This window comes from Mycobacterium sp. PSTR-4-N, assembly GCF_022348085.1.
GTDB lineage: Bacteria > Actinomycetota > Actinomycetes > Mycobacteriales > Mycobacteriaceae > Mycobacterium.
In genome coordinates, this window is record NZ_JAKRFN010000009.1 from 80,712 (window position 1) to 105,636 (window position 24,925).

At 67.6% G+C, this 24,925-nt stretch carries 23 protein-coding genes; 9 read left to right on the plus strand and 14 right to left on the minus strand.

Annotation, left to right across the window (positions count from 1 at the left end):
* The first annotated feature begins 1 nt into the window (after position 1).
* Complete coding sequence (locus MHN84_RS14650) at positions 2–760, plus strand: SDR family oxidoreductase (protein ID WP_241205258.1); 759 nt, start codon at positions 2–4, stop codon at positions 758–760.
* Positions 761–823: 63 nt separating this feature from the next.
* Positions 824–1,774: a tripartite tricarboxylate transporter substrate binding protein gene (locus tag MHN84_RS14655; protein ID WP_241205259.1), complete on the plus strand. Its 951-nt coding sequence runs from the start codon at positions 824–826 to the stop codon at positions 1,772–1,774.
* Here MHN84_RS14655 and MHN84_RS14660 read toward each other — a convergent pair.
* Positions 1,759–2,604, minus strand: coding sequence for a hypothetical protein (locus MHN84_RS14660; RefSeq protein ID WP_241205260.1), 846 nt, complete (start codon positions 2,602–2,604; stop codon positions 1,759–1,761). The two genes, MHN84_RS14655 and MHN84_RS14660, sit on opposite strands and share 16 nt — an antisense overlap.
* Positions 2,605–2,746: 142 nt before the next feature.
* On the opposite strand from MHN84_RS14660, the gene MHN84_RS14665 reads away from it, so the two are divergent.
* Both MHN84_RS14665 and MHN84_RS14670 read left to right on the plus strand, forming a co-directional pair.
* Positions 2,747–4,522, plus strand: a complete 1,776-nt coding sequence (locus MHN84_RS14665) for an ABC transporter ATP-binding protein (protein ID WP_241205261.1) — start codon at positions 2,747–2,749, stop codon at positions 4,520–4,522.
* Positions 4,519–5,514 (plus strand): phospholipase D-like domain-containing protein, encoded by a 996-nt coding sequence (locus MHN84_RS14670; protein WP_241205262.1) that lies wholly within the window; start codon positions 4,519–4,521, stop codon positions 5,512–5,514. Before MHN84_RS14665 ends, MHN84_RS14670 begins: the two co-directional genes overlap by 4 nt.
* Before the next feature lie 27 nt (positions 5,515–5,541).
* Here MHN84_RS14670 and MHN84_RS14675 read toward each other — a convergent pair whose 3' ends face one another.
* Both MHN84_RS14675 and MHN84_RS14680 read right to left on the minus strand, forming a co-directional pair.
* Complete coding sequence (locus tag MHN84_RS14675; RefSeq protein WP_241205263.1) at positions 5,542–7,551, minus strand: MFS transporter; 2,010 nt, start codon at positions 7,549–7,551, stop codon at positions 5,542–5,544.
* 122 nt (positions 7,552–7,673) lie between these two features.
* Positions 7,674–9,188 (minus strand): sorbosone dehydrogenase family protein, encoded by a 1,515-nt coding sequence (locus tag MHN84_RS14680; RefSeq protein WP_241205264.1) that lies wholly within the window; start codon positions 9,186–9,188, stop codon positions 7,674–7,676.
* A 388-nt stretch (positions 9,189–9,576) separates the two neighbouring features.
* Here MHN84_RS14680 and usfY point away from each other — a divergent pair, with 388 nt between their 5' ends.
* Positions 9,577–9,885 carry a protein UsfY gene (gene usfY / locus MHN84_RS14685; protein WP_241205265.1) on the plus strand — a complete coding sequence of 103 codons (309 nt, stop codon included), beginning with the start codon at positions 9,577–9,579 and terminating at the stop codon, positions 9,883–9,885.
* A gap of 162 nt (positions 9,886–10,047) precedes the next feature.
* The gene (locus MHN84_RS14690) at positions 10,048–11,385 is read left to right on the plus strand and encodes a PE-PPE domain-containing protein (RefSeq protein ID WP_241205266.1); all 1,338 of its coding nucleotides are present in this window, start codon (positions 10,048–10,050) and stop codon (positions 11,383–11,385) included.
* Between the two features lie 6 nt (positions 11,386–11,391).
* Here MHN84_RS14690 and MHN84_RS14695 read toward each other — a convergent pair whose 3' ends face one another.
* Entirely contained in the window at positions 11,392–11,682 is a 291-nt protein-coding gene (locus MHN84_RS14695) for a hypothetical protein (protein WP_241205267.1), read from the minus strand.
* Between the two features lie 191 nt (positions 11,683–11,873).
* Here MHN84_RS14695 and MHN84_RS14700 point away from each other — a divergent pair, with 191 nt between their 5' ends.
* Together MHN84_RS14700 and MHN84_RS14705 are read left to right on the plus strand one after the other, a co-directional pair.
* On the plus strand, positions 11,874–12,038 hold the full coding sequence (locus MHN84_RS14700) for a hypothetical protein (protein ID WP_241205268.1): 165 nt from the start codon (positions 11,874–11,876) through the stop codon (positions 12,036–12,038).
* A gap of 73 nt (positions 12,039–12,111) precedes the next feature.
* Positions 12,112–13,281 (plus strand): hypothetical protein, encoded by a 1,170-nt coding sequence (locus MHN84_RS14705; RefSeq protein WP_241205269.1) that lies wholly within the window; start codon positions 12,112–12,114, stop codon positions 13,279–13,281.
* Here MHN84_RS14705 and MHN84_RS14710 read toward each other — a convergent pair.
* Genes MHN84_RS14710 through MHN84_RS14750 form a run of 9 tightly spaced genes read right to left on the minus strand, consistent with a single transcriptional unit; the run spans position 13,278 to position 22,677 of the window.
* Positions 13,278–14,252, minus strand: coding sequence for a 2-hydroxyacid dehydrogenase (locus tag MHN84_RS14710; protein ID WP_241205270.1), 975 nt, complete (start codon positions 14,250–14,252; stop codon positions 13,278–13,280). The genes MHN84_RS14705 and MHN84_RS14710 overlap by 4 nt on opposite strands.
* Position 14,253: 1 nt before the next feature.
* Positions 14,254–15,591, minus strand: a complete 1,338-nt coding sequence (locus MHN84_RS14715) for an enolase C-terminal domain-like protein (protein WP_241205271.1) — start codon at positions 15,589–15,591, stop codon at positions 14,254–14,256.
* A gap of 17 nt (positions 15,592–15,608) precedes the next feature.
* Positions 15,609–16,406 carry an IclR family transcriptional regulator gene (locus MHN84_RS14720; RefSeq protein ID WP_241205272.1) on the minus strand — a complete coding sequence of 266 codons (798 nt, stop codon included), beginning with the start codon at positions 16,404–16,406 and terminating at the stop codon, positions 15,609–15,611.
* A gap of 10 nt (positions 16,407–16,416) precedes the next feature.
* Positions 16,417–17,139: a sulfite exporter TauE/SafE family protein gene (locus MHN84_RS14725; protein WP_241205273.1), complete on the minus strand. Its 723-nt coding sequence runs from the start codon at positions 17,137–17,139 to the stop codon at positions 16,417–16,419.
* Positions 17,136–18,161 carry an ABC transporter ATP-binding protein gene (locus MHN84_RS14730; RefSeq protein WP_241205274.1) on the minus strand — a complete coding sequence of 342 codons (1,026 nt, stop codon included), beginning with the start codon at positions 18,159–18,161 and terminating at the stop codon, positions 17,136–17,138. Before MHN84_RS14730 ends, MHN84_RS14725 begins: the two co-directional genes overlap by 4 nt.
* A complete protein-coding gene (locus MHN84_RS14735; protein WP_241205275.1) occupies positions 18,154–19,173 on the minus strand; it encodes an ABC transporter ATP-binding protein in 1,020 nt (339 codons plus the stop codon). The genes MHN84_RS14730 and MHN84_RS14735 overlap by 8 nt, the downstream gene beginning before the upstream one ends.
* On the minus strand, positions 19,170–20,159 hold the full coding sequence (locus MHN84_RS14740) for an ABC transporter permease (RefSeq protein ID WP_255730433.1): 990 nt from the start codon (positions 20,157–20,159) through the stop codon (positions 19,170–19,172). Before MHN84_RS14740 ends, MHN84_RS14735 begins: the two co-directional genes overlap by 4 nt.
* A 20-nt stretch (positions 20,160–20,179) precedes the next feature.
* Positions 20,180–21,109, minus strand: a complete 930-nt coding sequence (locus MHN84_RS14745) for an ABC transporter permease (RefSeq protein ID WP_241205276.1) — start codon at positions 21,107–21,109, stop codon at positions 20,180–20,182.
* 20 nt (positions 21,110–21,129) lie between these two features.
* Positions 21,130–22,677, minus strand: coding sequence for an ABC transporter substrate-binding protein (locus tag MHN84_RS14750; protein WP_241205277.1), 1,548 nt, complete (start codon positions 22,675–22,677; stop codon positions 21,130–21,132).
* 304 nt (positions 22,678–22,981) lie between these two features.
* Here MHN84_RS14750 and MHN84_RS14755 point away from each other — a divergent pair, with 304 nt between their 5' ends.
* Positions 22,982–23,929 carry a 2-hydroxyacid dehydrogenase gene (locus tag MHN84_RS14755; RefSeq protein ID WP_241205278.1) on the plus strand — a complete coding sequence of 316 codons (948 nt, stop codon included), beginning with the start codon at positions 22,982–22,984 and terminating at the stop codon, positions 23,927–23,929.
* 9 nt (positions 23,930–23,938) lie between these two features.
* Here MHN84_RS14755 and MHN84_RS14760 read toward each other — a convergent pair whose 3' ends face one another.
* A complete protein-coding gene (locus tag MHN84_RS14760) occupies positions 23,939–24,862 on the minus strand; it encodes a LysR substrate-binding domain-containing protein (protein WP_241205279.1) in 924 nt (307 codons plus the stop codon).
* Between the last annotated feature and the right edge of the window lie 63 nt (positions 24,863–24,925).

Below are 24,925 nucleotides of genomic sequence, written 5' to 3' on the forward strand. Positions count from 1 at the left end.
CGTGAACATCACGGGCAACACCATTTTCATCCCCGGTTCCACCAGTGGCATCGGCCTCGCGCTGGCGCTGGCCTTGCACGACAGGGGAAACACCGTCATCGTCGGCGGCCGGCGCACCCAACTCCTCGACGCGATCGCTGCCCGGCATCCCGGCATCGACACCGTGCAGATCGACACGACCGACCCCGCCGGCATCTCGGCGGCGGCTACGTCGGTGCTCGACAAACATCCCGACCTCAACGTGATCATCGCGATGGCCGGGGTGATGCGGGTGGAGGACTGGCACCACCGCGACGGTTTCCTCGATTCGGCCGAAGCGGTCATCACCACGAATCTGCTGGGTCCGATCCGCCTCATCGCCGCGTTCATCGACCATCTGCAGAGGCAGCCCGTAGCCACGATCATCACCGTGTCATCCGGTCTGGCGTTCACGCCGCTGAAGATCACGCCCAGCTACAACGCCTCCAAGGCGGCCATCCACATGCTCACAGAGTCGCTGCGACTACAGCTCGCCGACACGTCGGTGTCGCTGAAGGAACTGGTGCCGCCATCGGTGGCCACGGATCTGCTTCCCGGGCAACGGGAGAGCTCGTTCGCGATGCCGCTCGACGATTTCATCGCCGAGGTCATGCAGATTCTGGAGGCCGATCCGGACGGCAAGGAGATCCAGGTGGAGCGGGTCAAGTTCCTCCGCTATTCCGAGGTGCGCGGCGAGTACGACGACGTCGTGCGGACGCTCAACGAGGCGGACCCGAACTGAGTCCTGCGCGGGCGATTTCGCCGAGCGGCCACGCGAACTCCCCGCAACCTCTAGTGTCCTGCCGTGAAGACGTTGATGCGCGTCCTGGTCGCGCTCCTGCTCGCGTTCGCTCTCGCGCCCTCGGCCGCGGCCGCACCGTACCCCACCGGGCCGGTCACGATGACGGCCGGCGCAGGGCCCGGGAGCGGATTCGATCTGACGATCCGTTCGGTGGTCGACGCCCTGCAGACCGAGCGGATCGTCAATGTTCCTCTGCCGGTACAGAATCGGCCCGGGAACAGCGGGTCGGACTTCCTCGCCACGATGGTCGAGCAGTATCGCGGTGCCGACGATCAGCTGTCGGTCGCCTCACTGGCGACGATGATGAACCAGGTCCGGGGCGTGTCCCGCTACGGCTACGCCGATGTCACGATGATCGCCCGGCTGATGACCGAGTACTTCGTCGTCGTCACCACCCCCGCCTCGCCGTATCAGAACCTCACCGACCTGATGGGGGCAATCAGAGCCGATCCGGCCCGCGTGACGGTCGGCGCGGCGCCTGACGACGAGGCACCCTTCGATCTGTTGGTGAACGCCGCCGGCACGGATCCGAGGGCCACTCGCTACGTCGCGCACGAGGGCGGCGGCGCACAGACCGCGGCGCTGCTCGCCGGTGAGGTCCAGGTGGCGATCGGCGGGGTGAGCGAGTTCGTCGACCAGATCCGCAGTGGGCAGCTGCGCGCCCTCGGGGTGCTGTCAGAGAATCGGTTGCCGGGCCTCGACGTGCCCACCGCGCGCGAGCAGGGTCTCGACGTGACGCTGGCGAACTGGCGCGGGATCTACGGGCCGCCGGCGATGCCGCAGTACGCCGTCGATTACTGGCAGCAGGGGCTCGCAACCATGGTCCAAACGCCCACGTGGCAGGGCATCGCCGACCGCAGCGGGTTCGTGACCACGTTCATGGTCGGAGACGAGCTGCAGGCGTTCCTCGCTGACACCCAGGCCGACGTCGAGGCCGCCTACCGGATCGCCTGACGCAGCCGCAGCCCTCGCCGGCGCACCCACAGCACCGCGGCCGCGGTGGTCTGCGCCCACACCGCCAGTGCGATCCCCAGATGCACGAAGCTCTTGGTGTCGCGGCCGAGGATGGGGCCGATGGCGGCCGGCACCTGGTTCCAGAACACGTCGTGTTCGACGCCGCCGATGGGGTCGGCGACGTAGTACAGCGCATATGGCAGGGCCAGGGCGGTGAGCCACACGGCGACGTGGCGCCTATCGGAACGATCTCGCCATCGCCGGATCAACGGTGCGGCGGCCACGGGGAGCAGCACCGACACCAGATTGCCGATGCCGAGCCACGACACCACCGGCACCAGCACGTTGGGGACGGTGCGCAAGAGCCGCGACGGCGTGTCGATGCACAGCGTGAACAGCACCGCCGCTGCAAGAGTGGGTAGACCGACCACGCCGAACAGCGCGAGGTTCTTCACCAGCAGTATTCGCCACATGGGTGTGCCGGCCGCGAGCGCGGCCTGTACGCGGTGGTGGTCGGTGCCCAGCATGTTCGTGGTGGTGACGTCGGCGAGGATGAACGACGCGAAGTAGGTGTCGACGACGACGATCAGGTCGTTGTGCATGTTGTGCCGCGTCAGCGGCTGGACCAGAAGCCACAGCGCGGCGAGCACCGTGTTGATCGCGACGCCGCTCAGGCCTGCGTAGGGCGGGGTGAACATCCAGCGGATCTCGGCGGCGACGGCGCGTGGCAACGGCAGGGACAGTGCCCGCGCCGACCGTCGCGCGCTGTAGGGGCGGGCCGCGCCGGCCCGCACCATCGCGCGGGCGTACCGGAGCACCACCGGTTTCATGGACCCCTCCCGCACAAGGTGTCTGCGACCCTACCCGCGGACACCCCGATTTCATCACCTCGGAGCAACGTCGGCGATGTACTGTGTGTCCGCTCGATCGAGGGTCAGCGATGACCGCAAGAACACTGACAGCGAGGCAGCCGTGAGACTGATCCTGGAACTGCTTCGCCCCTACCGCTGGTCGGTGCTCGGCATCTTCGCGGTGCTGTGCGTTCAGATCGCGATGGGGCTGGCCGCGCCGTGGCCGCTGAAGGTCGTGCTGGACAGTGTGGTCGGCGATCATCCGTTGCCGGCCTGGCTCCATGGGCTGCTGCAACCCATCCTGGGTGGCGAGAGCCGGATGCACATCGCTGGATTGGCCGCGATCATGGTGATCGTCATCGCGGTGATCGCCGCGATCGCCACCTATGCGGCCAACTACCTCACCGAGACCGTCGGTCAGCGCGTCGGCAACGATCTGCGGACCCGGGCCTACCACCATCTGCAGCAGCTCTCGCTCAGCTACTTCGACACCCACCGGGTCGGGCCGATCCTGTCGACCCTGACCGACGACGTGGACACCATCCAGGACTTCGCGTCCGCCTCGACCCTGGGCATCGCGACCGACCTGCTCACCATCGTGGGCATGCTCGGCCTGATGCTGTGGCTGCAATGGGATTTCACCCTCGTGGCGCTCGCGGTCGCACCGCTGCTGCTGTTGTTCGTCTCCCGAATCCGCAAGGCGGTCAAGGCCGCGACGCACGAGGTCCGCCGACGCGAGTCCGACATCGTCGCCGTCGCCGAAGAGGGGCTGCAGTCGATCCGGGTCGTCAAGGCCTTCGACCGGGAAACGCTGCAGGAACAGCAGTTGGCGATCGCCGGGCAGCAGGCCGTCGATGCAGCACTCAACGCGCGCCGGGTGAAATCGGTGGTCTCACCGATCGTCGCGGTCGTGGTCGCGGCGTGCACGGCGCTGGTGCTGTGGCGCGGCTCGGCGCTGATCCTCGCCGGGGCGATGACCGCGGGCACGCTCACCGTGTTCATCAGTTATCTGGCGTCGTTCTTCAAACCCGTGCAGGACCTGGCGAAGCTGACCAACACGATCGCGATGGCCGCGGTCGGGGTCGAACGGGTGGCCGCGCTGCTCGACGCCGAAACCGACATCGAGGAGAAGCCCGACGCCGTCGGTGCCGCAAAGGTCAAGGGCGGCATCCGGTTCGACAAGGTCGCGTTCAGCTACGACGGTGAGAAGCCGGTGCTGCGCGATGTGACGTTCGACGTCGCCCCCGGTCAGCTGGTCGGCATCGTCGGCCACACGGGCAGCGGAAAATCCTCGCTGGTGAGCCTCATTCCCCGGTTCTACGACCCCAGCATGGGGTCGGTGCAGATCGACGGCGTGGACCTGCGCGACTACAAATTGCACGAGATACGCCAGCAGATCGGTTATGTGCTGCAGGACACGGTGCTGTTCCGGGGCACCGTCCGCGACAACATCGCCTTCGGCCGGCCGGATGCCACGCACGAAGAGATCGTGGAAGCCGCGAAACTCGCCAACGCCCACGAGTTCATCTCCGACATGCCGCAGGGTTACGACAGTGCCGTCGGCGAACGCGGGATGACGTTGTCCGGCGGCCAGCGGCAGCGTATCGGCATCGCTCGCGCCCTCATCCGCGACAGCCCGATCCTGATCCTCGACGAACCGACCGCCGCGCTGGACGCCCAGTCCGAGCATCTGGTGATGAGCGCGCTGCAGCGGCTGATGAGCGATCGCACCGTGTTGACCATCGCCCACCGGCTCTCGACGATCCGCGACGCCGACAAGATCGTCGTGCTGGAAGAGGGGCGCGTCGTCGAAGAAGGCACCCACAGCGAGCTGCTCGAGGGCAACGGCAGATACGCTGAGTTGCACCGCATCCAGTACGAGGACGAGACGCCGTGACCCGCTCCCTGATCATCCTGCCCGACGACTCGTCGCGGCCGGTTCTCGACGCCATCCACAACGCCGAGAAGTCGGTGCGCGTCAAGATGTTCGCGTTCAGCCATCAGCCGCTGCTCGACGCGGTCGTCGCGGCGCACCAGCGAGGCGTCCTGGTCAAGGTGATGCTGAACCCGGAGCGTCGCGACGGTGAGACCGACAACGACGGAGCGCGGGACCTGTTGCTGCAGTACGGCATCGACGTCACCGAGAGCAGTCCGTCGTTCGGGTTGACGCACGAGAAGTCGATGGTGATCGACGACGAGTTCGCGTTCGTCGAATCGTTGAACTGGACCGACGAGAACTTCACCGAGACCCGTGACTATGCGGTGGTCACCCCGACTTCGCATGAGGTGCTCGAGATCATCGAGTGTTTCGAAGCCGATTGGGCGCGAGAGGAATTCGATCCCGGTGATGACGCCCGGCTGATCTGGTGCCCGACCAACGGTCGGGCCCGGATCGCTGATTTCATCGATCGCGCCGAGAAGACCCTGTTCGTCCAGAACGAGCGCTACCAGGACCCGGTGATCATCGAGCGATTGGTGCGTGCGGCGCGCCGCGGGGTCAAGGTGCACGTGATGGCCCGCGCGGCCCACCATCTCAAGGCCGACAAGCTACTGGAGGGGGTCAGCGGGCTACGCATCCTCGACGATGTCGGCATCAAGATCCACCGGCTCAAGCACCTCAAGCTGCACGCCAAGATGATGGTCGCCGATCACGAGCGGGCAATCGTGGGCTCGATCAACCTGTCTCCCGGCAGTTTCGATCATCGCCGGGAACTCGCGATCGAGGTGGACGACGACCACCTGATCACCCGGCTCAACAAGGTGGCGCATCACGACTGGAAACATTCCGCGCCATTGGATCTCAGCGACGCGGCACTTCTCGCCGACCTCGCCGGGCGCAATCAGCGAGAAGTCGACCAGTTGGCGCTGCACGATCCCCACGCCGACTGAGGGCGCTGTCCGTCGACGCGGCAGGCGTCAGGTGCGGCTGACGACCGCCGAATCGGCGGGACGGTTGAGCGTCACCGGCGGATCCTCGCCCTCCGGGATGAGCAGGACAGGGACCTCGGTGTGGTCCACCACGGCGGCCGCCACACTGCCCTGCAGACGCCCCAGCAGACCGCTGCGTCGATGGGGGCCCAGCACGATGACGCTGGCGCCGTGCTCTTCGGCGGCGGCGACGATGCCCTTCCACGTCGGCGTCGCCTCGACGGCGATGCCGCACGCCGGCATCCCGGCGGCCTCGGCGAGCGAGGCACCGAGCGCCGCAGTGCGTTCGGCGGCGCGGCGGACGTCACCGGCACGGTCGGCGTAGACGTGTTCGTCGTCGGCCGGGATGAATCCGACGTCGACCGGTTGCCACACGCACACGACCACCGCCTCGCGCCCTGCGCCGAGATGATCGGCGGCGCGAGCGATGGCCCTCGCCGCGAGATCCGAACCGTCGTAAGCGAGCAGCACGGGACCCGGACCCGTGGATACCGGTTCGGGGGCCGCCGCCGAGGGCACGGTGTGTCCACTCGGCGGGGGCTCGATCGGCAGGCCCCGCAGCCGAGCCAGCAGCGGAGGTGAGTACCAGGCCGGTGAGTCACCGTCGAGGAACTCGTCGAGATCCGGGGTCTGCGGGCGTGCACTGCTGAGGACGTAGACCGCCACTCCGAACACCGCACCGCCGACGGCGAGACCGAATCCGACCCAGAGGGCAACGCCGGTTCCGGCGACCAGATCGTCGGAGATCCGGGTGGCCAGGTGCGCGAAGATCGGCGCCACCATGAAGGCCGCGACAGCGCGCAACAACTCGATGATCGCGAACACCCGCTGCAGACTGTTCGACTGCAGCGAGAACCCGGCGACGAACAGTGCGGGCGCGACGGTGGCCCCGAGGGCGAGTCCGGTCAGGGCCGAACCGAGCAGGGCCAGCGAGTGATTCGCCGGCAGCGACAACCGGAACACCAGGATGCCTGCGGCCAGCAGCGCCATGCCGACGAGCGGGAGATAGTGCATCGCGCGCCGGGAGATCACGAAGCCGAACACGACCGCCATCACGATCGCGCCACCGAGTTCCGGCAGGTACAGCAGACCGACCTGCACGGGGCTGAACGACTGCAGGAACACCGCCGCCGTCAGCGCGGTCGCCGCCACCGACGCGGCCGCGGCGAACAGGGCCACACCGACGCCGGCTACCGGGATCGCGCTGGTGAGCATCGTGCGGATGGTCAGCAACGGGCGACGGGCCCGGTACTGGTAGACGATCAGCGCCACGATCAGCACCAACCCGCCGAGCATCGGCGCGGTCACCGCCAGATCGGAGATCTCGTGGCTGGTCAGCTGGGCGGCCCCGACGAACGCCGCCGTGCACCCGACGGTGGCGAGCACGATGGCCGGCAGGTCGCGGGGTGCGTCCCGATCGGCGGGCGGCGCGTCGTCGAAGGTGAGCACGGCCAGGACGAGGGCGGCCAGCGCGACGGCGGCGACGATCCAGAACAGCGGCCGCCACGCGTGCGCTTCGGCTTGCGCACCGCCGATGAACGGGCCGAGCGCGACGGCGCCGAACACGCACATGTTCATGATCATCGCGGTGTTGCGCAGCTTGTCGCGCGGAAAGCCGATGGTCAACGGGGGAGCCGCCGCGATCAGCAGCATGCTGGTCGCCAAACCCTGCAGTACGTGGCCGATCACGAACGTCGGCGCGTTCGGCGCGGCGGCGACGGTCACCGATCCGATGACCAGCACCACGGCGTAGCCGAGCAGCATTCGGCGCTGCGGAAGATGTTGGGCGAACTGCACGGCCAGCACCGTGCCGACCGCGTACGCGGCGTTGCCCAACCCCGAACTGATCGCCATCGTCTGGGCGCTCATGTGCAGCTGTTCGCTGATGATCGGCACCAGCGGATCGAGCGCAGCTGACAGCGCCAGATAGGGGATCAGCGCCAGCGTGACCATGGCGGCCACTGCGGGGTATCGCCCGGCGAGGGGTCCTTGGCGCATCAGCAGCACCCACCGGAAGCACAGTCACGACGCGAGAGCTCAGCCACGTTCGGCGGCAACCGGGCCGCGGCGCCCGGCATTCCCCGATGGGAGGAGTTCCCAGGGACCTCCCAGGAAAAAGGTCAGACCACCGAGGGGGTTCCGATCCGGATGATCTGTCCGGTGTCGTAGCGCAATTGGTAGAGCGCCTGGTCGGGACCTTGTACGAGCACCACCGTTCCGCCGGCCTGCGCATCGAAGTCCCGCACGTTGCCGCAGGAGGAGAAGTCGGCGGTGCAATCCAGTGCTTTGATCCAGCCCTTAACCAGGTCGGCCACCAGCAACGTGTTCTGGAACTCGTCGCCGAGCTGGCCGCCGTCGTAGAACAGCACCGAGGTGATCGCAGCACCACTGTCGCCGTGCCCGTAGGTGTAGATCGGGTCCGACACGCCCGCGCAATCGCTGGTGCACACGCCCTCGGAACCCGGCCAGCCGTAGTTGCCGCCGGCGATGACGTTGTCGACCTCTTCGAAGGAGTTCTCGCCCACATCGGCGACGAGCAGCTCGCCGGTGGGGGTGAACGTCAGCCGGAACGGGTTGCGGAAGCCGTAGGCGTAGATCTGCGGCAGCGCCCCGTCCCCGAGGTCGGGGTTGTCCGACGGGATGGTGCCATCGGGATTGATCCGGATGATCTTGCCGTGGATCGTGCCGAGGTCCTGCGCGTTGCCGGAGTCCTTGTTGTCGCCGACGCCCCAGTAGAGCATGCCGTCAGGACCGAACCCCAGCGCGCCGCCGTGATGGAAGAACGCCGACCGGTCCGTGGACTGCAGCAGGACCTTCTGGGAGCCGAACACCACACGGTCGTTGCGGACCGTCAGCCGCGCCAGCCGGTCGCGAGCGAAGATCGTCGTGTAGGCCACGTAGATGTAGCCGTTGTTCTCGAAGTCGGGGTCGACGGTGAGGCCGCCGAGGCCCCGCTCGCCCTGTGTCAGCGTCGCCACCCGGTAGAGCGGTCGCCGCAGGACGTCACCGTTGTCGTCGACGACGCGGATTCGGCCGTTCTTCTCCGCGACGAGGATGCGTCCATCGGGCAGGAACTGGAAATCCGTGGGCTGGGTGAAGCCGGAGGCGACGACGGTCCGCTCGGGGGCGACCTCGGCAGCCGCGACGGTCTGACGCGTCCCTGCCGCCGTGAGGCCGGCGCCGACGAGGTCCAGCAACCGTGACGGACGGGGGTCGGGCGCGCTGGGAGTGGCCGGTTCCGGGGAGTCGATCGTGACCGTCCGAGCGCGCCGTTCGGCGACGCGGTCGGCGCGCTCGGCGGCGCGCTGCTCGCGGTCGGCGGCGCGCTGCGCGCGGGCTTCTGCCCGGTCGGACTTGGCCTCTGCGCGACGGGTCGCGCGCGCCTCGGCACGTTGGGTCGCGCGCGCCCGCGGACCTGCCTTCGCGGAATCACGATCAGCTGCAGCGCTGTTCGCGGTCGCGCTGGTCGACGACGCACTGCCGCTGTCCGCGGATGCCACGGCCTGACCCGTCAGGACGGCCGCGCCGATCCCGAAGGCCACGGCGAGGCCTCCGACCCGTCCGATGTGGAGTGCGGTGCTGACTCTGCTGTTCGGTCGAGTGGTCTGTGACCCTGCCGACGACGATTCCCCCATGACGCCTCCTCGCGAGCGGGGGTCTCCGCACCGCGCTGTCGGCGGCAACCCGGCAACACCCCGGTGAGGCGACTGTAGGTCGGCGCCGCGGCAGGTATCGCGTTTTCGCTGCGAAATCTGTGACGTCGCTGAACGCGTGAAGCGCAAGGAAGGCAACGCTTTTCGTGCTCCGTCACGCCTCGCGGGCGAAAGGCGCGGGACTGTTCTGATCTGGCGAAGGCCACCGGCCGGGAACATGCATCATTCGTGTGGGTCGATACCCCTGGTCGACAACGTCAGCAAACGTTCGCGTGCGCCGGGACGGAACATGACCGATTGATGACGGAATGGTGTGACCCAGCTCACAGCGGCGTATTCTGGAGTCATCCCTGAGACGAAGGGGGTTGTGATGAAAGGCGCTCATCGCGATCCGGTCGATCACGTCCGCACGACTCTGCCGCACAGTGGCGAGTCTTTCATCGACACGCTGTGGCTGCCCGGGCTGCTCCTCATCGGCATCGGCACGGTGTTGATCGCCGGCACCGTCGCGGCCACGGCCTACGGCAACCGGGACCTGTCGCTGATCCTGGGCCTGGTCGCCGGCGCGCTCGTCACCGCGGGGGCGCTGCTGATCGCGCTGGAACACCAGCGGGTCAAGCGGGTCGAGCGGCAGTGGCAGAAGGACCATCCCGACCATCCCCACCTGCGCGCCGGCTAGCTGAGAGGTCCGGCAGCAACACCCGGACGTGACGGCCGGTGGTCTCGACACCGGCGAATCAACGCGTAGGTCATCGGCAATCTGGAGAAGATCCACGCGAAGTGGACGTGTCAGCAAATATGGCGTCGTACACTGCTGTCGATCACGCGAGGGGGGACTCATATGGGTAATCGGCGGGCTGGCACGCAGGGCAGGCATCGCGCGCAGAAACAGCGGACGGCGGCACGCGGCGGGCGGGCGCGGGCCAAGGCCGCAGTGACCGCGGTCGGGATGGCCGGCGTGGCCGTCGCCGGCGCTGCGGTGCTGGGGACCGCGCCGACGATGTCGGTGAGCCCGCAACTGCTCGCGACCCTGCACTATCTGCGCGGGACCACCAACGGGCACCAGGCGACGCAGCAGGAGTTCGAGGATTTCATCGGCGTGGTCGTCAACGGCACGGCCGCGCCGACGCCCGACGGCCCGTACGAGAAGGTCGACTACAACGCGGGACTGCGGCCCTTCTCTCAAGGCGGCTTCAAGGACCTGACGTTCGACGATTCCGTCGCGGAAGGCGTCGCCAACCTGACGACGGCCGGTCCGGCGTCCGGTGACGTGATCTTCGGGTACTCCCAGGGAGCCGTCGTCGCGTCCCACTACAAGGCGACTCACGAGGGCAACGTGTACGTCCTGGCGGCGAACCCGAATCGGCCCAACGGTGGCATCCTCGAGCGTTTCGAGGGGCTGCACATTCCCTTCCTCGACGTCACGTTCAACGGAGCCACCCCCGACAACGGCGATCCCACGATCGACATCGCTCGCCAGTACGACGGCTGGTCCGATTTCCCCACGTATCTGTGGAATCCCCTGGCGATCGCCAACGCCGTGGCGGGCATGGCGCTGGTACACGGCAACATGCAATTCGAGCTGACCACCGACGACCTGAAGGCGGCCAGAGATTCGGGCGACAGCGACTACTATCAGGTCGACGAGGACACGAACACCACGTACTACCTGGTGCGGACCTACCCGATTCCGCTGCTGATCCCGCTCGATCCGTTCCTGCCCGATCAGGTCATCGCCGCGCTCGACGCCCCACTGCGCAAGATCATCGAAACCGCCTACGACAGAAGTGATTACGGCGCGCCGACACGCGCGACGTTCTTCCCGAAGCGGACTGTGAAGCCAGAGGTTGCGACGGTCGACGCGTCGGCGCCCGTCGAGCAGGAACCCGTCGAGCAGCGCCGGCAGCGGTCGGAACCCGGCGACCAGGTCGAGGAGAACCGGGACGAGGGTGGGGCCGCGGAACGCTCGGCCACGCGCACGTCCTGGTACCCGGGCAAGCATCTTCGTGAAGAGGTGGAGGCCGCCAACGCGACCCGCCACGAGAAGAAGCGCGTCCGCCAGCATGTCGAGGACTCATCCCAAGACGCCGTGAGCAGCGACGATGCCCCGAAGAAGGCCGCTGCCGCGCCGGGTGGCGGTCACGCCGACGGCCCCGCCGCGAACGACGAGGCCGCCTGAGCGCAGTCACCACACGCGGTGGACGTGCCGGTGGTGGCGGTGCCGGTAGGTCGCCGCGGCCGGGGTGTGCACGTGAGTCTTCGGGGACGTCGCGACCGAGGGGCTGAACACCCGCGGCTGAGTGGGCATGTGCGCCCGGGTGTCGCGGGGAGTCGTCGGTGCGTGGCCACTGTGTCCGTTGGTCGAGTGGGTGTTCGCCGGCGACGCGGCGGCAGCGGTACCGGCCAGGCCGAGCGCGCCACCGAGGATGCCGGCGGTCAGCAGGGGCAGGGCGATGATGCGAGCGGTGTTGTTCATGTTCATTTCCTTTGTCTGAGTTGGCTTTTGGAGCCTGTGACCGGCTGTTCCGGCGTTGACACAAGAATGCCCGGAGTCGCGGGTCTGCGTCTGTCCGCCGGGCGGCCGATCGCGGGGACGAAACCGTGGTCCTCCGATCGGGGGATGCCGGTGGATTGGTGGCATCCGATGCGGAGTGCGATGTTGTAGCGATGACGTCTGCGCACTGTGTCCGATGCGGCGCCGAGCGACCGTCGTGGCTGGGGGAGCCGCACCGCTGCATCGGCAACGCCGACGTGTCGTGGCTGAATTTCCACGGGATGACCGCGCACGCGGCGATGGCCTGGCGACGGCGCCTGCTCTACGGTTCGTCGTGAGCGAGATTTGCAGGCAACGGTATGCGCGGTAGGGTCGTCCGTTAGTCGCAAATAGAGATCGGATCGTGACGTCATGGACCTTGTACTCGGCCTGTCGATGACGTCGTCATCGGTGCGCTGGGTGCTGGTCGAAGGCGCCGCCGGTGAGGGCGCCACCATCGATCGGGGATCAGCCGACCGTGCCGGCGTGGACGCCGGCGTCCTGCTCGACTCCCTGATCGGTGACGACACGTCCCGGCGCCTGCACGCGGTGGGTCTGACCTGGTCAGCTGCGGCGGAAGCCACGGCGAGTGCGGTGTGGCAGGAGCTCACCGACCGGGGTGTCGAGAACGTGATCGCGGTGTCTGCTGTCGAGGCAGCCGAGACGCTCGCGCTCGGTATCGCAGACGTCGCCGGATACGAGCGCACGGTGGTCTACGTCACCGAGCCCGGAGAATCGGTGCTGGTCGCGGTCACTCCGGACGGCGTGACCGCAGACCGGATGGACACGGCCGCACTTGCGCAAGCGCAGCTGCCCAGCTCAGACGCGGTGGTCGTGTTGGGTTCCGGTGATGTCGCGGCCGCGATGGCCGCCGCGCAGCAGCGCACGGACGCTCCGGTGGTGTCTGCCGATCAGTCGGAGCTGGCCCTGGCCCGGGGCGCCGCGTTGGCGTCGGCGTCGGCGGTGGCCCTGCTCGACGTGGCCGGTGAAACCGGCGCCCGGCGCCTCTCGAGCACCGCCGTGCTGGCCTCGGTTCTGGGGGCGGCCGTCGTGACGCTGGTCGTGTCGGCGTCGGCCGCGGTCGGTCTGAACTTCACCCCGGATCCCACCCCACAGATGGTCCGCTCCGTGCAGGACGAGGTCCGCGAGGCGGCCCCACCCGCGCCTCCGCTCGTCGCTCCTCCCGCGCCGCCCGCGCCCGCGGCGCCGATCGTCAACACCGCACCCGCGCCCGAGGCCGTGGAGCTGCCCGCTCCACCCGAGGCGGCGCCCGTGGTCGACGAGCCGCCGGCGGCCGCTCCTGCTCCTGCTCCGGAGTACGTCCCGCCGGCGCCCGAATACGTCCCGCCGGCCCCGCCGCCGGACTATCTGGCGCCCGCGCCGGGTGCCCCGGTGCTGGTGCCCCCGGGCGGTCCGCTGCCCGCGGCCGTGCCGCCGCCCGTGGTCGTGGAGAACCCCCAGCCGCGGCTGCGGGACCGCATCATCGAACGCATCCCGATCATCAACCGGTTCCACGAACCGCAGTACGACTACACGCCCTAGCTCGCTCCACCCGCGACCACATTGCGCAGCGGAATGCCCTGGTGCAGCCGCACGATGTTCGCTGTGACATCTCCGACGCGGCCGGCGAAGGTGTCCGAGGTGACACCGGACGAGTGCGGCGTCATCAGCACATTGGGTAGCTGCCCGAAGGGCAGATCGCTGGGGGCGCACCGGCTTTCACCACCCGGATAGCGATACCAGACGTCGATGGCGGCAGCCGCGATCACGCCGTCCGCCAACGCGTCGTAGAGCGCCCGCTCCTGCACGAGGGGACCGCGGCCGACGTTGATGAGGACTCCGTCGTGACCCAGCGCGGCCAGCTGGGCAGCACCGATCATGCCCGTGGTCGCCGAGTTCAGCGGCGCCGACACCACGACGACGTCACTCTCGGACATAAGTCGGTCGAGCTGACTGGTGTTCCCCACCCAGGTGAGCCCCGCGTCCTCGCCGCCGCTGCCCGATCCGGTGACCGCGGCTGCCGTACAACCGAACGCGCGCAGCAGATTCCAGCTGTACCCACCGATGTGGCCGAACCCGACGAAGCCGATTCGAGCCTCGCTCAGTGTGGGGGCCTGGGCTATCGCACGATCGTAGACCGAGGTCGACCAGATCCCCTCCCGCAGAGCGCGGTCCTGAACGAGGAAGCGGCGGCGCAGCATCACCGCGGCAGCTGCCACGTACTCGGCGATGGACCGTTCGTGGTGGAAAGTGTTGGCGACGAGGATGCCCGCGTCCAACGCGGCGAACTCGATCTTGTCGGTGCCTGCACCGGCGACGTGAATCAGTCGCAATCTCTCGGCGGCGCCGGCCATGTCGGCGGTGAAGCGACTGCCGACGTACACGTCGGCGTCGCGGAGGTCCGGTCCGGTGACACCGTCCGGCACCCAGCGGACGTCCGAGTCGGCAGGCGCCATCGCCTCGAAGCGATCACGGTGCGGTAGGAGGTTGGGGTCGGCGACGACGATCTTCACGTCAATCCCTCTGCAGCGCTGGGCGTTTGCTGTCGAAAGTCCAGCCGGGGATCAGGTACTGCATGGCGATGGAATCGTCGCGCCCACCCAGACCTTCAGCGGAATACAACCTGTGTGCCGCCGCGACGGCGGCGTCGTCGAGCGTCACGCCCAGCCCCGGTGCGTCGGGCACCGCCAGGTGACCGTCGACGATCTCGTACGGGTCGGCGGTGATGGCCTGTCCGTCCTGCCATATCCAATGCGTGTCGATAGCCGTGATGTTCCCGGGCGCGGCAGCAGCGACGTGGGTGAACATCGCCAGCGATACGTCGAAGTGGTTGTTGGAGTGCGATCCCCACGTCAAACCCCACGCGTCGCACAGTTGGGCCACACGCACCGAACCTGCCATGGTCCAGAAGTGAGGATCGGCAAGCGGGATGTCGACTGCCCCGGCCCGGATCGCATGCCCCATCTCCCGCCAGTCCGTCGCGATCATGTTCGTCGCGGTGGGCAGTCCGGTGGCTCGCTTGAACTCCGCCATCACCTCCCGTCCGGAGAACCCGCCCTCCGGGCCGACGGGATCTTCGGCGTAGGCGAGCACATCGCGCAACTCGCGGCAGGTCCGGATCGCGTCATCGAGCAGCCACCCGCCGTTCGGATCGAGGGTGACCCGCGCGTCCGGAAAGCGTTCGGCCAGTGCGATGACGGCTTTGGCCTCGTCCGCCGCGGGCAGGACGCCGCCTTTGAGTTTGAAGTCGGCGAATCCGTAACGCGCGTGCGCAGCCTCGGCGAGCCGGACGATCGCGTCCGGAGTCAGCGCCTCCTCGTGGCGCACCGTCATCCAGTCATCCGCGCCTGCGGGTTCGTCGGCAGCCGAGCGGTAGGCGAGATCGGTCTTGCGGCGATCACCGACGAAGAAGAGATACCCGAGTGCCTGGACGCGGTCGCGTACCTGCCCGTCGCCGAGCAAGGCTGCCACCGGGACCTCGAGATGCTGCCCGAGCAAGTCGAGCAATGCTGACTCGATCGCGGTGACAGCATGCACCGTGACGCGGAGGTCGAACGTCTGCGCGCCCCGGCCGGCGGCGTCGCGGTCACCGAAGGTTCGCCGTACCTCGTTGAGCACGGCGTGATAGTCGCCGATGCGGCGTCCGGTGATCAGGTCGCGGGCGTCCTCGAGCGTGCGGCGGATGGGTTCGCCTCCGGGCACTTCGCCGACGCCGATGTTGCCCGCGGAGTCGGAGACGACGACGAGATTGCGGGTGAAGAAGGGCCCGTGCGCACCGGACAAATTGAGCAGCATGCTGTCGTGCCCCGCGATCGGGATGACGGTGACGTCGGTGACGACGGGTGTTCTCATGGGGTTCCTCTCGAGCGTCATGATGCGAACCATCTGTCGCCGTTGGCCAATGGGCGCACGACACGGGAAACCTTGTCGCCGATGCTCTGCAGCGCAGCGATGATCTCGCGTGCTCGCTGCGGGTTCAGCCGATCAACGGGTATCGAGGCACTGATCGCATCCTGCGCGGGCCGGCAGTAGTGCAGTGGCACCGCGAAACACCGCACCCCGGCGGTGTTCTCCTCGTCGTCGCCGGCGTACCCCCGTATCCGGATCTCGTCTAGCTCGCTGTCGAGAACGGCGCGATCGGTGATGGTCTTCGGTGTCAGCGGTGTCAGGGCCGACGGGATGTGCCGGTCGCGTTCGGCACCGAACAATTCGGCCAGCAGGGCCTTTCCGAGTGAGGTGGCATAGGCGGGGAGCCGTCTGCCCACCCGGTTGGCGGTGCGCGCGTACTGCTGGGATTCGCGGGTGGCGAGGTAGACGATGTCGGTCCCGTCGAGCCGGCCGAGGTGGAAGGTCTCGTCCAGCGCGGCGCGCAGGTCTTCCAGGAAGGGGACGATCAGCGGAAGGTACGGATCGCTGTCGAGGTAACTGGTGCCGACCAGTAGGGCACGGATGCCGATGCCGTACAGCGTTCCGGTGGAGTCCGACCGTACCCAGCCCTGACCGACGAGAGTACGCAGAAGTGCATGGGCGCTGCTGCGCGGCATCTCGAGTGCATCGCTGATCTCGCGCAATCGGGCCGGCTCGTCGTGGCGGCCCGCCAGGTACTCCAGCAACTCGACGGTACGAACCGCCGATTTGACCTTGCGCACCGGAAGATCTTCTGTCACAACAATTCCCTCAAATTGCCAGCAGTTCGCGGCCGATCAGCAGCGCTGCACCCAGGGCGGAGACGATGATCGCCACCCGACGTAACCGGGCCGGATTGAGATGCCGGTTCATCACCGTGGAGAGCAGATAACCGGCCACGGCCGCCGGTATCAGCACGGTGAAGCCCCACCAGGTGCGCGCGTCCACGGCGCCAGTGACCGAGAGCACGATCAGGGAGATCACCGAACCCACCAGGAAGAACCCGCCCATGGTTCCCCGCAACCGGGGCCCGGAATTGCGTTGCCACACCAGCGCCATCGGCGGACCGCCGATGGAGGTCGCAGTTCCCAGCAGCCCGGATGTGGCTCCCGCGATCACCACGTTGCGCCGGCGTGCTGCCGGAATCCAGCCGCTGCTCGTCAGTACCACGCCACCGAGTACCACGGCGGCCAGCATCAACGACAGCGCGCGATGCGGCAGCGCCGCGAGAAGCAGGGCGCCGGCGAGCGTGCCCGGCACTCGCCCGGCGAGCGCCCAGCCGGTACCCGACAGATCGATCGATTGCCGCTCGCGGATCACGACGATCAGCGTCACCAGGGTCGCCACCATGATCAGCGTGCCGGGGATCAGCGCCGGATCGACCAGGGCGACGATCGGCGCCGCGAACATGCCCATGCCGAACCCGATGGACGCCTGCAGAGCGGAGGCCAGGAAAATCGCCACGGCCAGAACGCAATACCCACCGACGCTCATGCCGGCACGGTCTCACGGCCACTCCCTTCGAGCAGCAGCGGATGGTGGCACTCCGCGGCATGGTCGGGTGCGGCAGGGTCTACGGCCGCGGGCGGTGGCGTCGTCGCGCACACGTCTGTCGCCTTCCAGCACCGGGTCCGGAATCGGCACCCCGACGGCGGATCGATCGGTGACGGCACTTCGCCCTTCAGCAGGATCCGCTCCGCGCGGCGGGAACTGTCCAGTGAGGGTGCGGCCGACATCAGCGCGGCGGTGTAGGGGTGGTTCGACCGCTGGTACACCGCCTCGGTGGGCCCGTTCTCGATGATCCGGCCCAGATACATCACGGCCACACGGTCGGCGACGTGCCGCACCACCGACAGGTCGTGAGAGATGAAGATGTAGCTGATCCCGAGTTGATCCTGCAGATCGTTGAGCAGGTTGAGCACCTGCGCCTGTACCGACAGGTCGAGAGCCGACACCGGTTCGTCGCAGATGATCACGTCGGGATTCAATGCCAGGGCGCGAGCGATACCGATGCGTTGCCTCTGTCCGCCGGAGAATTCCTGCGGGTACTTGGCCGCGGACTTGGCGCCGAGGCCGACCAGATCGAGCAGACCGCGCACCCTCATGTCGCGATCCTGGCGGTTCTTCACCACCCCCTTGTGGCTGCGCCATGGTTCGGCGATGATCTCGGCTGCCGACATCCGTGCGTTCAGTGAGGCGTAGGGGTCCTGGAACACCATCTGGACCCGTCGGCGAAAGGCCAGGAGTTCGGAGCCCTTGAGGTTGAACGGGTCGACGCCGTCGAACCGAACGCTGCCCTCGTCGGGCCGCTCGAGCATCATCAACGTTCGCGCCAAAGTGGATTTGCCGCAACCGGATTCCCCGACGAGGCCCAATGTCTGGCCGCGATCGAGGTTCAAAGTGACCCCGTCGAGAGCGCGAAGGGCTTTCTTGCCGGCGTGCGGTACCCGGAAGTATTTGCGGATGTCGTGGACTTCGAGCAGGGGGCCGTTGCCGGCCGTCGTGTGATCAGACATGGGTGACCTCTTCCGGGAAGTGGCAGGCTGTCATGCGACCGGTGCCCGACAGAACCGGTCGTGTCGTCGTACAGATCTCGCGAGCCAGCGGACAGCGGGCGTGGTAGACGCATCCCTCGGGAACGGCATGCAGGTCGGGGGGTGAACCGCCGATGGACTTGAGGCTGTCGCCCCGGCGAGCGTTCACCGGCACCGAATTCAGCAACCCCTTGGTGTATGGATGCCGGGGATCGGTGAAAACCTCGGCGACAGTGCCGGTCTCGACGATGTTGCCGGCGTACATCACCGCGACGCGGTCGGCCTCCTCGGCCACCAGCGCGAGGTCATGGGTGATGAGCACGACGGCCATGTTGTATTCGGTGCGCAGGTCCCGCAGCAGTGCCATGATCTGTGCCTGCACGGTGACGTCGAGTGCCGTCGTGGGCTCGTCGGCGATCAACACGCTGGGATTCAGCGCGACGGCCATCGCGATCAGCAGTCGCTGACGCATCCCGCCGGAGAACTGGTGCGGATACGAATCCACCCTCGTCTCGGGCTGCGGGATGCCGACCCGGGTCATCAACTCCACGGCCTTGACCTTGGCCTCCTTCGTGGAGAGGCCGTGGTGGATCCGAAAAGGTTCGGCCAGTTGGGTTCCGACGGTGTACAGCGGATTCAATGCGGTCAGCGCATCCTGGAAGACGATCGCCAGTTCCGTGCCCGCCATCGCGCGACGCTTCTTGCGGTCCACGGTGAGCAGATCGACAGTCCCATCCTGGTGCGCGAGCCGTGCGCTGCCACCGACGATGTCGGCGACCGGTTCGAGGAGCCCCACCAGCGCTGTGGCGGTCATCGACTTGCCGCAGCCCGATTCACCGAGCAGCGCCAGGGTTTCGCCGCGTCGAGCGCCGAAGGACACCTCGTTGACGGCGCGCAGTGTTCCTGAGATCGTGCGGACCTCGACGGACAGTCGGTCGACCTCGAGCACGGGCGCAGTGTCCACGTGGAGATCGCGATCGGCGAGTGCAGTCATCGCAGAGCCTTTCCGGTCTTGGTGAATGCGGTCAGCCGCTTCTGTGGGACGGTGAGACGCCACCGCTGGCCGGGGTCGGTGGCGATGCGCGCCCACGCGGCCAGGATCGTCGCCGACACGGTGGTGATCACGATGGCCAGGCCGGGGAAGAAGGACAACCACCAGGCGCTGTGGAGATACGTCCGGCCCTGGGAGACCATCAGCCCCCAGCTGACATCCGGCGGTTGGATGCCGATGCCCAGAAAGCTCAGCGAGCTCTCGGCGAGCATGACATAGCAGAAGTCGAGCGTGGCGACGGTGAGCAGCGTGGGCAGCACGACCGGCAGCACATGCCGGCCGATGATGGAGTTCGCGCTGGCCCCGAAGGTGCGTGCTGCGTCGACGAAGACCCGGCTCTGGAGTTCGGCCGACTCGGCTCGGGCGGTGCGCAGGTACACGGGTATGCGGGTGATGGCCAGCACCGCAACGATGTTGGCGGCACTGGGGGAGAAGACGTAGAGCACGACGACGGCGAGCAGCAGCGAGGGGAAGCTCATGATCACGTCGGCGATGCGCATCGCCAGCGTTTCGCGCCAGCCCCGATGGAAGCCCGCCCACATGCCGATCGCGGAGCCGACGACCGCGGAGATCACCACTGCCGGCACGGCAACCGACAGTGTGGTGCGGCAGGCGACGATGAGCCGGGCCAGCATGCTGCGACCCAGGGGATCAGTGCCCAAGACGTTCGCCCACCCGTGGCTGAGTGTGAACGGTGCCTGGTTGGAATTGTCCAGGTCGATGCGGGTGGCCAGGTCGCCGACGAGGACCGGACCGAGCAGTGCGGTCAGGAACACCAGGCCCAGCACGCATGCGGCCGCGAACGCGACGCGGTCGTTGGCCAGCAGCCGGAACCACAGGGAACCGCCGCGTCGGCGGGAGGTCTCGGTGTCGTCCTCGCCGACGATCGCTGTGGTCGGCTTGACCGGGATCTGATCGATCTGCGTCATGATGGTGTCCCTTGTCCGTCTTAGATCCGAGCCGGTTCCCGCACGCGGGCGTCGAGCAGCGCGTAGCAGGCGTCGATGAGGATGTTGAGCAAGAAGATGCTGACCGCGGTGAGCAGGACCGCGGCCTGCAACACCGCGAAGTCCCGCTGCAGGATGGCGTCGATCATCAGTTTGCCGATGCCGGGCCAGCCGAAGATCGCCTCGACCACCACCGCCCCGTTGATGAGGCCGACGGCGAGGTCGCCGGCGACGGTGAGCGCGGGCGCGGCGGCGTTGCGCAGTGCGTGGTGGCTGACGACGCGGAAGTCGCTGGCGCCCTTGCTGCGGGCCAGTCGCACATACGGCGCCGACAGCGCTGAGACCATCGCACCGCGGACCACTTGAGTGAGGACGCCGAGCGGTCGGATCATCAGCGTGGCGATCGGCAGAATCCAGCTCAGCATGCCGTCGTCGACCCCGGAGGTGGGCAGCCAGCCGAGCAGCACGGCGAACAGCCACACGCCGGTGATGGCGAACCAGAAGTCGGGAATCGAGGCCGCCGTCATGGACAGCAGGCTGGAGAAGCGATCGGCCAGTGAATTGGGCCGGTACGCGGCCCAGCAGCCGACGATCACAGCGCCGATGATCGCCAGCAGCATCGTGGTGATCGCCAGCTGGAGCGTGGCGGGGAACGCCCGCAGAGCCATGTCTGCGGCCGATTCGCCGGTCCGTAGCGAGGTGCCGAAGTCGAGATGGATGACACCTTTGAAGTAGTCGAGCAACTGGGTGATCAGCGGATCGTTGAAGCCGTTGGCGGCAGCGAACTGGGCGCGCTGCTCGGCGGTGGCGGACTCGGGCAGGTACAGGTTGGTGGGATCACCGGTGAGCCGGGCGAGCAGGAACACGCCGAGCAGCACGATGATCAACGGCAGAGCGCTGGAGTACATCCTGCGTCGAACGAAGGGAAACATGGGCTGAGCCTTCCTGCTTCTCAGGACTGGTCGGTGCGGTCGTCACCGGCAGGGGTCATCGCGGCGAGCCGCATCTCGTCGCCGGTGGCCGGATCGGGGGTGTAGTCGACACGCGGCGACTTGCCGAGGATCCCCTTCATGTGGGCGATGTAGGCCATTTGCATGATCTCTTGGGGTTCCTCGGCGAACAGCTTGGCGAAAGCGTCCTGGCGGGCCTGCCCGGTCAACAGCTCCGCGGCGCGGATCTTGGCATCGAATTCGGTTGTGCCGTAGGCGCTCTGCGGACCATCGGAGAGCATGTACTGGTCCATGGTGAACGCGGCATCACCGGCTTGGTTGCCGTGCATGATCATCAGCAGGTACGGCCCGGTGTTCGGGGGGAACGGCCGCAGCTGGTATTCCAACTGATTGGCCGTGTCCATCATCTCGATCTTCACGTTCAGACCGATCTCGGTGAACTCGGCCTGCAGAACCTCGATGGTCTCGCTGATGTTCGGGAACTGCGCGGTGCGCCCGATCAACCGGATCTGGGTGTCGACAGGCACACCGTCGGCCTTCGCCTCGGCGATCAGCTGCTTGGCCTTGTCGGTGTCGTGCGGCCACAGGGGGAGCTGATCGTTGTAGCCGACGACACCGGAAGGAATGAGCTGCGCGGCCGGCTGTCCGAGACCACGGAAGAGTGCCTTGACGATTCCGGTGCGGTTGACCGCGTAGTTGATGGCCTGACGGACCCGCATGTCGTTCAACGGCGGTTCGGTGGCCTGCATGCGCAGGGCCGTGGTCTCGTTGTTCTGGAACGGCACACCCAGATCACCCGCGCCGTCCTCGGGGCCGAGACCGGTGGCGATGTCGGCCTCGTCGTTGATGATCATCGCGGCTCGCACGCTTCCCTCACTGCGCCAGCGATATTCGGCGGTGGCGAAGGCCGGCGCGGCGCCCCAATACGTCGGATTGCGCTTGAGCGTCAGTTTCTGGCCGTAGTCCCACGCCGCGATCGCGTAGGGGCCGGTGCCGATGGGTTCGCGCACCTTCTCGACTGTGCTGGTGGTCCTGGGCACCATCTCGACGAATGAGATACGCAGCGGCAGAATCGGATCTGGTTCGCTGGTGCCGACGACGACCGTGGTCGGATCGGGGGTCTGCAGGCGGAGCTTCTCGTCGCCGAAGACGTAGCCGTCGACGTTGCATTGCAGATCGGAGTTGACCGCCCGGTCGATCGAGAAGGCGGCGTCCTCGGATGTGAAGGGCGCCCCGTCGGAGAACGTGACGTCGTCGCGCAGCTGGAAGGTCCACTGGGTCGGGCTGGTCTGCGTCCATCGCGTGGCCAGCAGCGGGGTCAGGTCACCGGTGGTGGCGTCGCGCTCCAGTAGAGGCTCGGTGATGTTGGAGCGGACCACGATGCCGGTGGAGGTGAGCGAGCTCTCGCACGGCTCCAGGGTCGGCGGCTCCTGCTGGAGCACGATGCGCAGCGTGCCGGGGTCGTACCCACCGCCGCCGGAGTTGGCGACCGAGCAACCGCTCAGGGCGAGCGCCGCGGCAGCGAATGCGGCAAGGGCTGTGGGTTTCATGGATTCTCCCGGGCTGGGCTGTGACGTCCACGTATGTAGATGCGAGCTGTGATGACAACCACACCGTAAGAGCGGGTTTCGAGGGGCGTCAACCCCACTCACGAGGCCCTTTGGCGCCATATTCGCCCTTCGATCGAACTCGTTCGGGACGTACTGAAACTGGCCTGACGTGCATGTTTTCGTACGCAGCGGGGGCTCCGATACGTCAAAGCGGCTCGCGAGAACCCTGTGATGCCGTTTCGCTATCAGTCCATGCCAATTCGGACGTAGACGGGTATTCGCAGGTCGCCGTAGCGTGGGCGGTATGAGTAGCAGTGGTGCGGTCTTGCAGGTCGGTCCCCTCAAACCGTCGCTCGAGCAGACGCTGGCCCGGGAGTACGGCGCGAGGGTGTTGCCGGAATCGGATGACGAGCGTGCGGCTTTCCTCGCCGAGCACGGCGCCGATTTCACCGCCGCTGTGACGTCCGGCCGCACCGGCGTGGACGCCGGGCTGATGGCTGCCCTGCCCCACCTCGGCGCGGTGATCAATTTCGGCGTCGGCTACGACACCACCGATGTGGGCGCGGCCGCCGCCCGCGGAATCGGCGTGAGCAACACTCCCGACGTGCTGACCGACTGCGTGGCCGACACCGCGGTGGGCCTGCTGATCGACACCTTGCGTCAGTTCTCGGCGTCCGACCGGTATGTGCGCGCCGGCCGGTGGCCGGTCGGGGGGTCCTATCCGTTGACCCGGCAGGTGAGCAACAGCCGGGTCGGCATCATCGGTCTGGGCCGCATCGGCACAGCAATTGCGCATCGGCTCAACGCATTTGGATGCTCGATTAGCTACCACAACCGCCATCAGGTCGCCGATTCGCCCTATGCGTACGTGGCGTCCCCTGTGGATCTCGCGCGGGCGGTCGACGTTCTGGTGGTCGCGGCGGCCGGCGGCGAGGGCACCCGCGGCCTGGTCAGCCGCGAGGTCATCGACGCGCTCGGTCCCGACGGCTATCTGATCAACGTCGCCCGCGGCAGCGTCGTCGACGAGGAGGCACTGGTGTCCGCCCTCCTCCAGCGACGGCTGGCGGGTGCAGGGCTGGACGTGTTCGCTGACGAGCCGAAGGTGCCCGAGGTGCTGTACGGGTTGGACACCGTGGTGTTGCTTCCGCACGTGGCCAGCGGAACGGTGCAGACGCGCGCGGCCATGGAGGAACTGACGCTGCGAAACTTGGCGACCTTCCTCGGCACAGGTGAATTGGTCACCCCCGTCTGACGTTCGCGGTCAGGTGACGGTCTCGACGAGGTCGTCGGTGGTCCATTCCTGCTGCGGCAGCACATCGCGAAGTACCCGCAGGAGAGCGGGATTCGTCGAGTCGCCCCGCCATACCGCGTCGAGCTCGACGGGCCGTTCGCGGAACGCCCCGATCGTTCGGAAAACCACGCCCTCGGGGTGCAGCGTGGCCGCCGACGCCGGAACGAGCGCGATCCCGATGCCCGAGCGCACGAGCACCAGCATCGTGTGTACCTGAGTCACGTACTGCACATACCTCGGACTGGCCCCAGCGATGGTGAAGGTCGAGATGAGCAGTTCGTTGAAATACCGTGCCTGCACGGGTGAATACATCACGACGTCCTGCCCGTCGAGGTCGGTCAGCGTCAGCTGCCGGGGGAGATCGGCCAGGGGATGGCCGGCGGGAAGCGCCGCGATCAGCTGCTCGTGCAGGAGTGGCCGCGACACGAGACCGGGCCGCTTCAGCGGCGGCCGGGCCATGCCCAGGTCGAGCTCACCGGTCGCCAGCCCCTCGATCTGGGCGGCGGTGACCATTTCGCGCAGATCGAGCGTCACATCGGGTAGCCGTTCGCGCGCACGCTCCAGCAGCCGCGGCAGCACCGCGTGCGCCGACGCGGCCGTGAAGCCGATCACCACGGTGCCGAGATCGCCTGCGGGAACACGCTTCACGGTTTGCGCGGCGCCTTCGGCCAGCTGCAGGATGCGACGTGCGTCAGGCAGGAACGCCACGCCCGCCGGTGTCAACGTGACGGCTCGCGTGGTGCGGTCGATGAGTTGCACGCCCAGTTCGCTCTCGAGCTGCTGCACCTGGCGGGACAGCGGCGGCTGCGTCATGTGCAGCCGTTCGGCCGCCCGTCCGAAATGCAACTCCTCGGCGACCGCGACGAAGCACTGCAACCGTGCCAGCGAGAACATCAGCGCCTAGGACTCGTGAGCACGGCATCCGGTGGGTGGACGGCCTCGATCGCTGCCATGCTC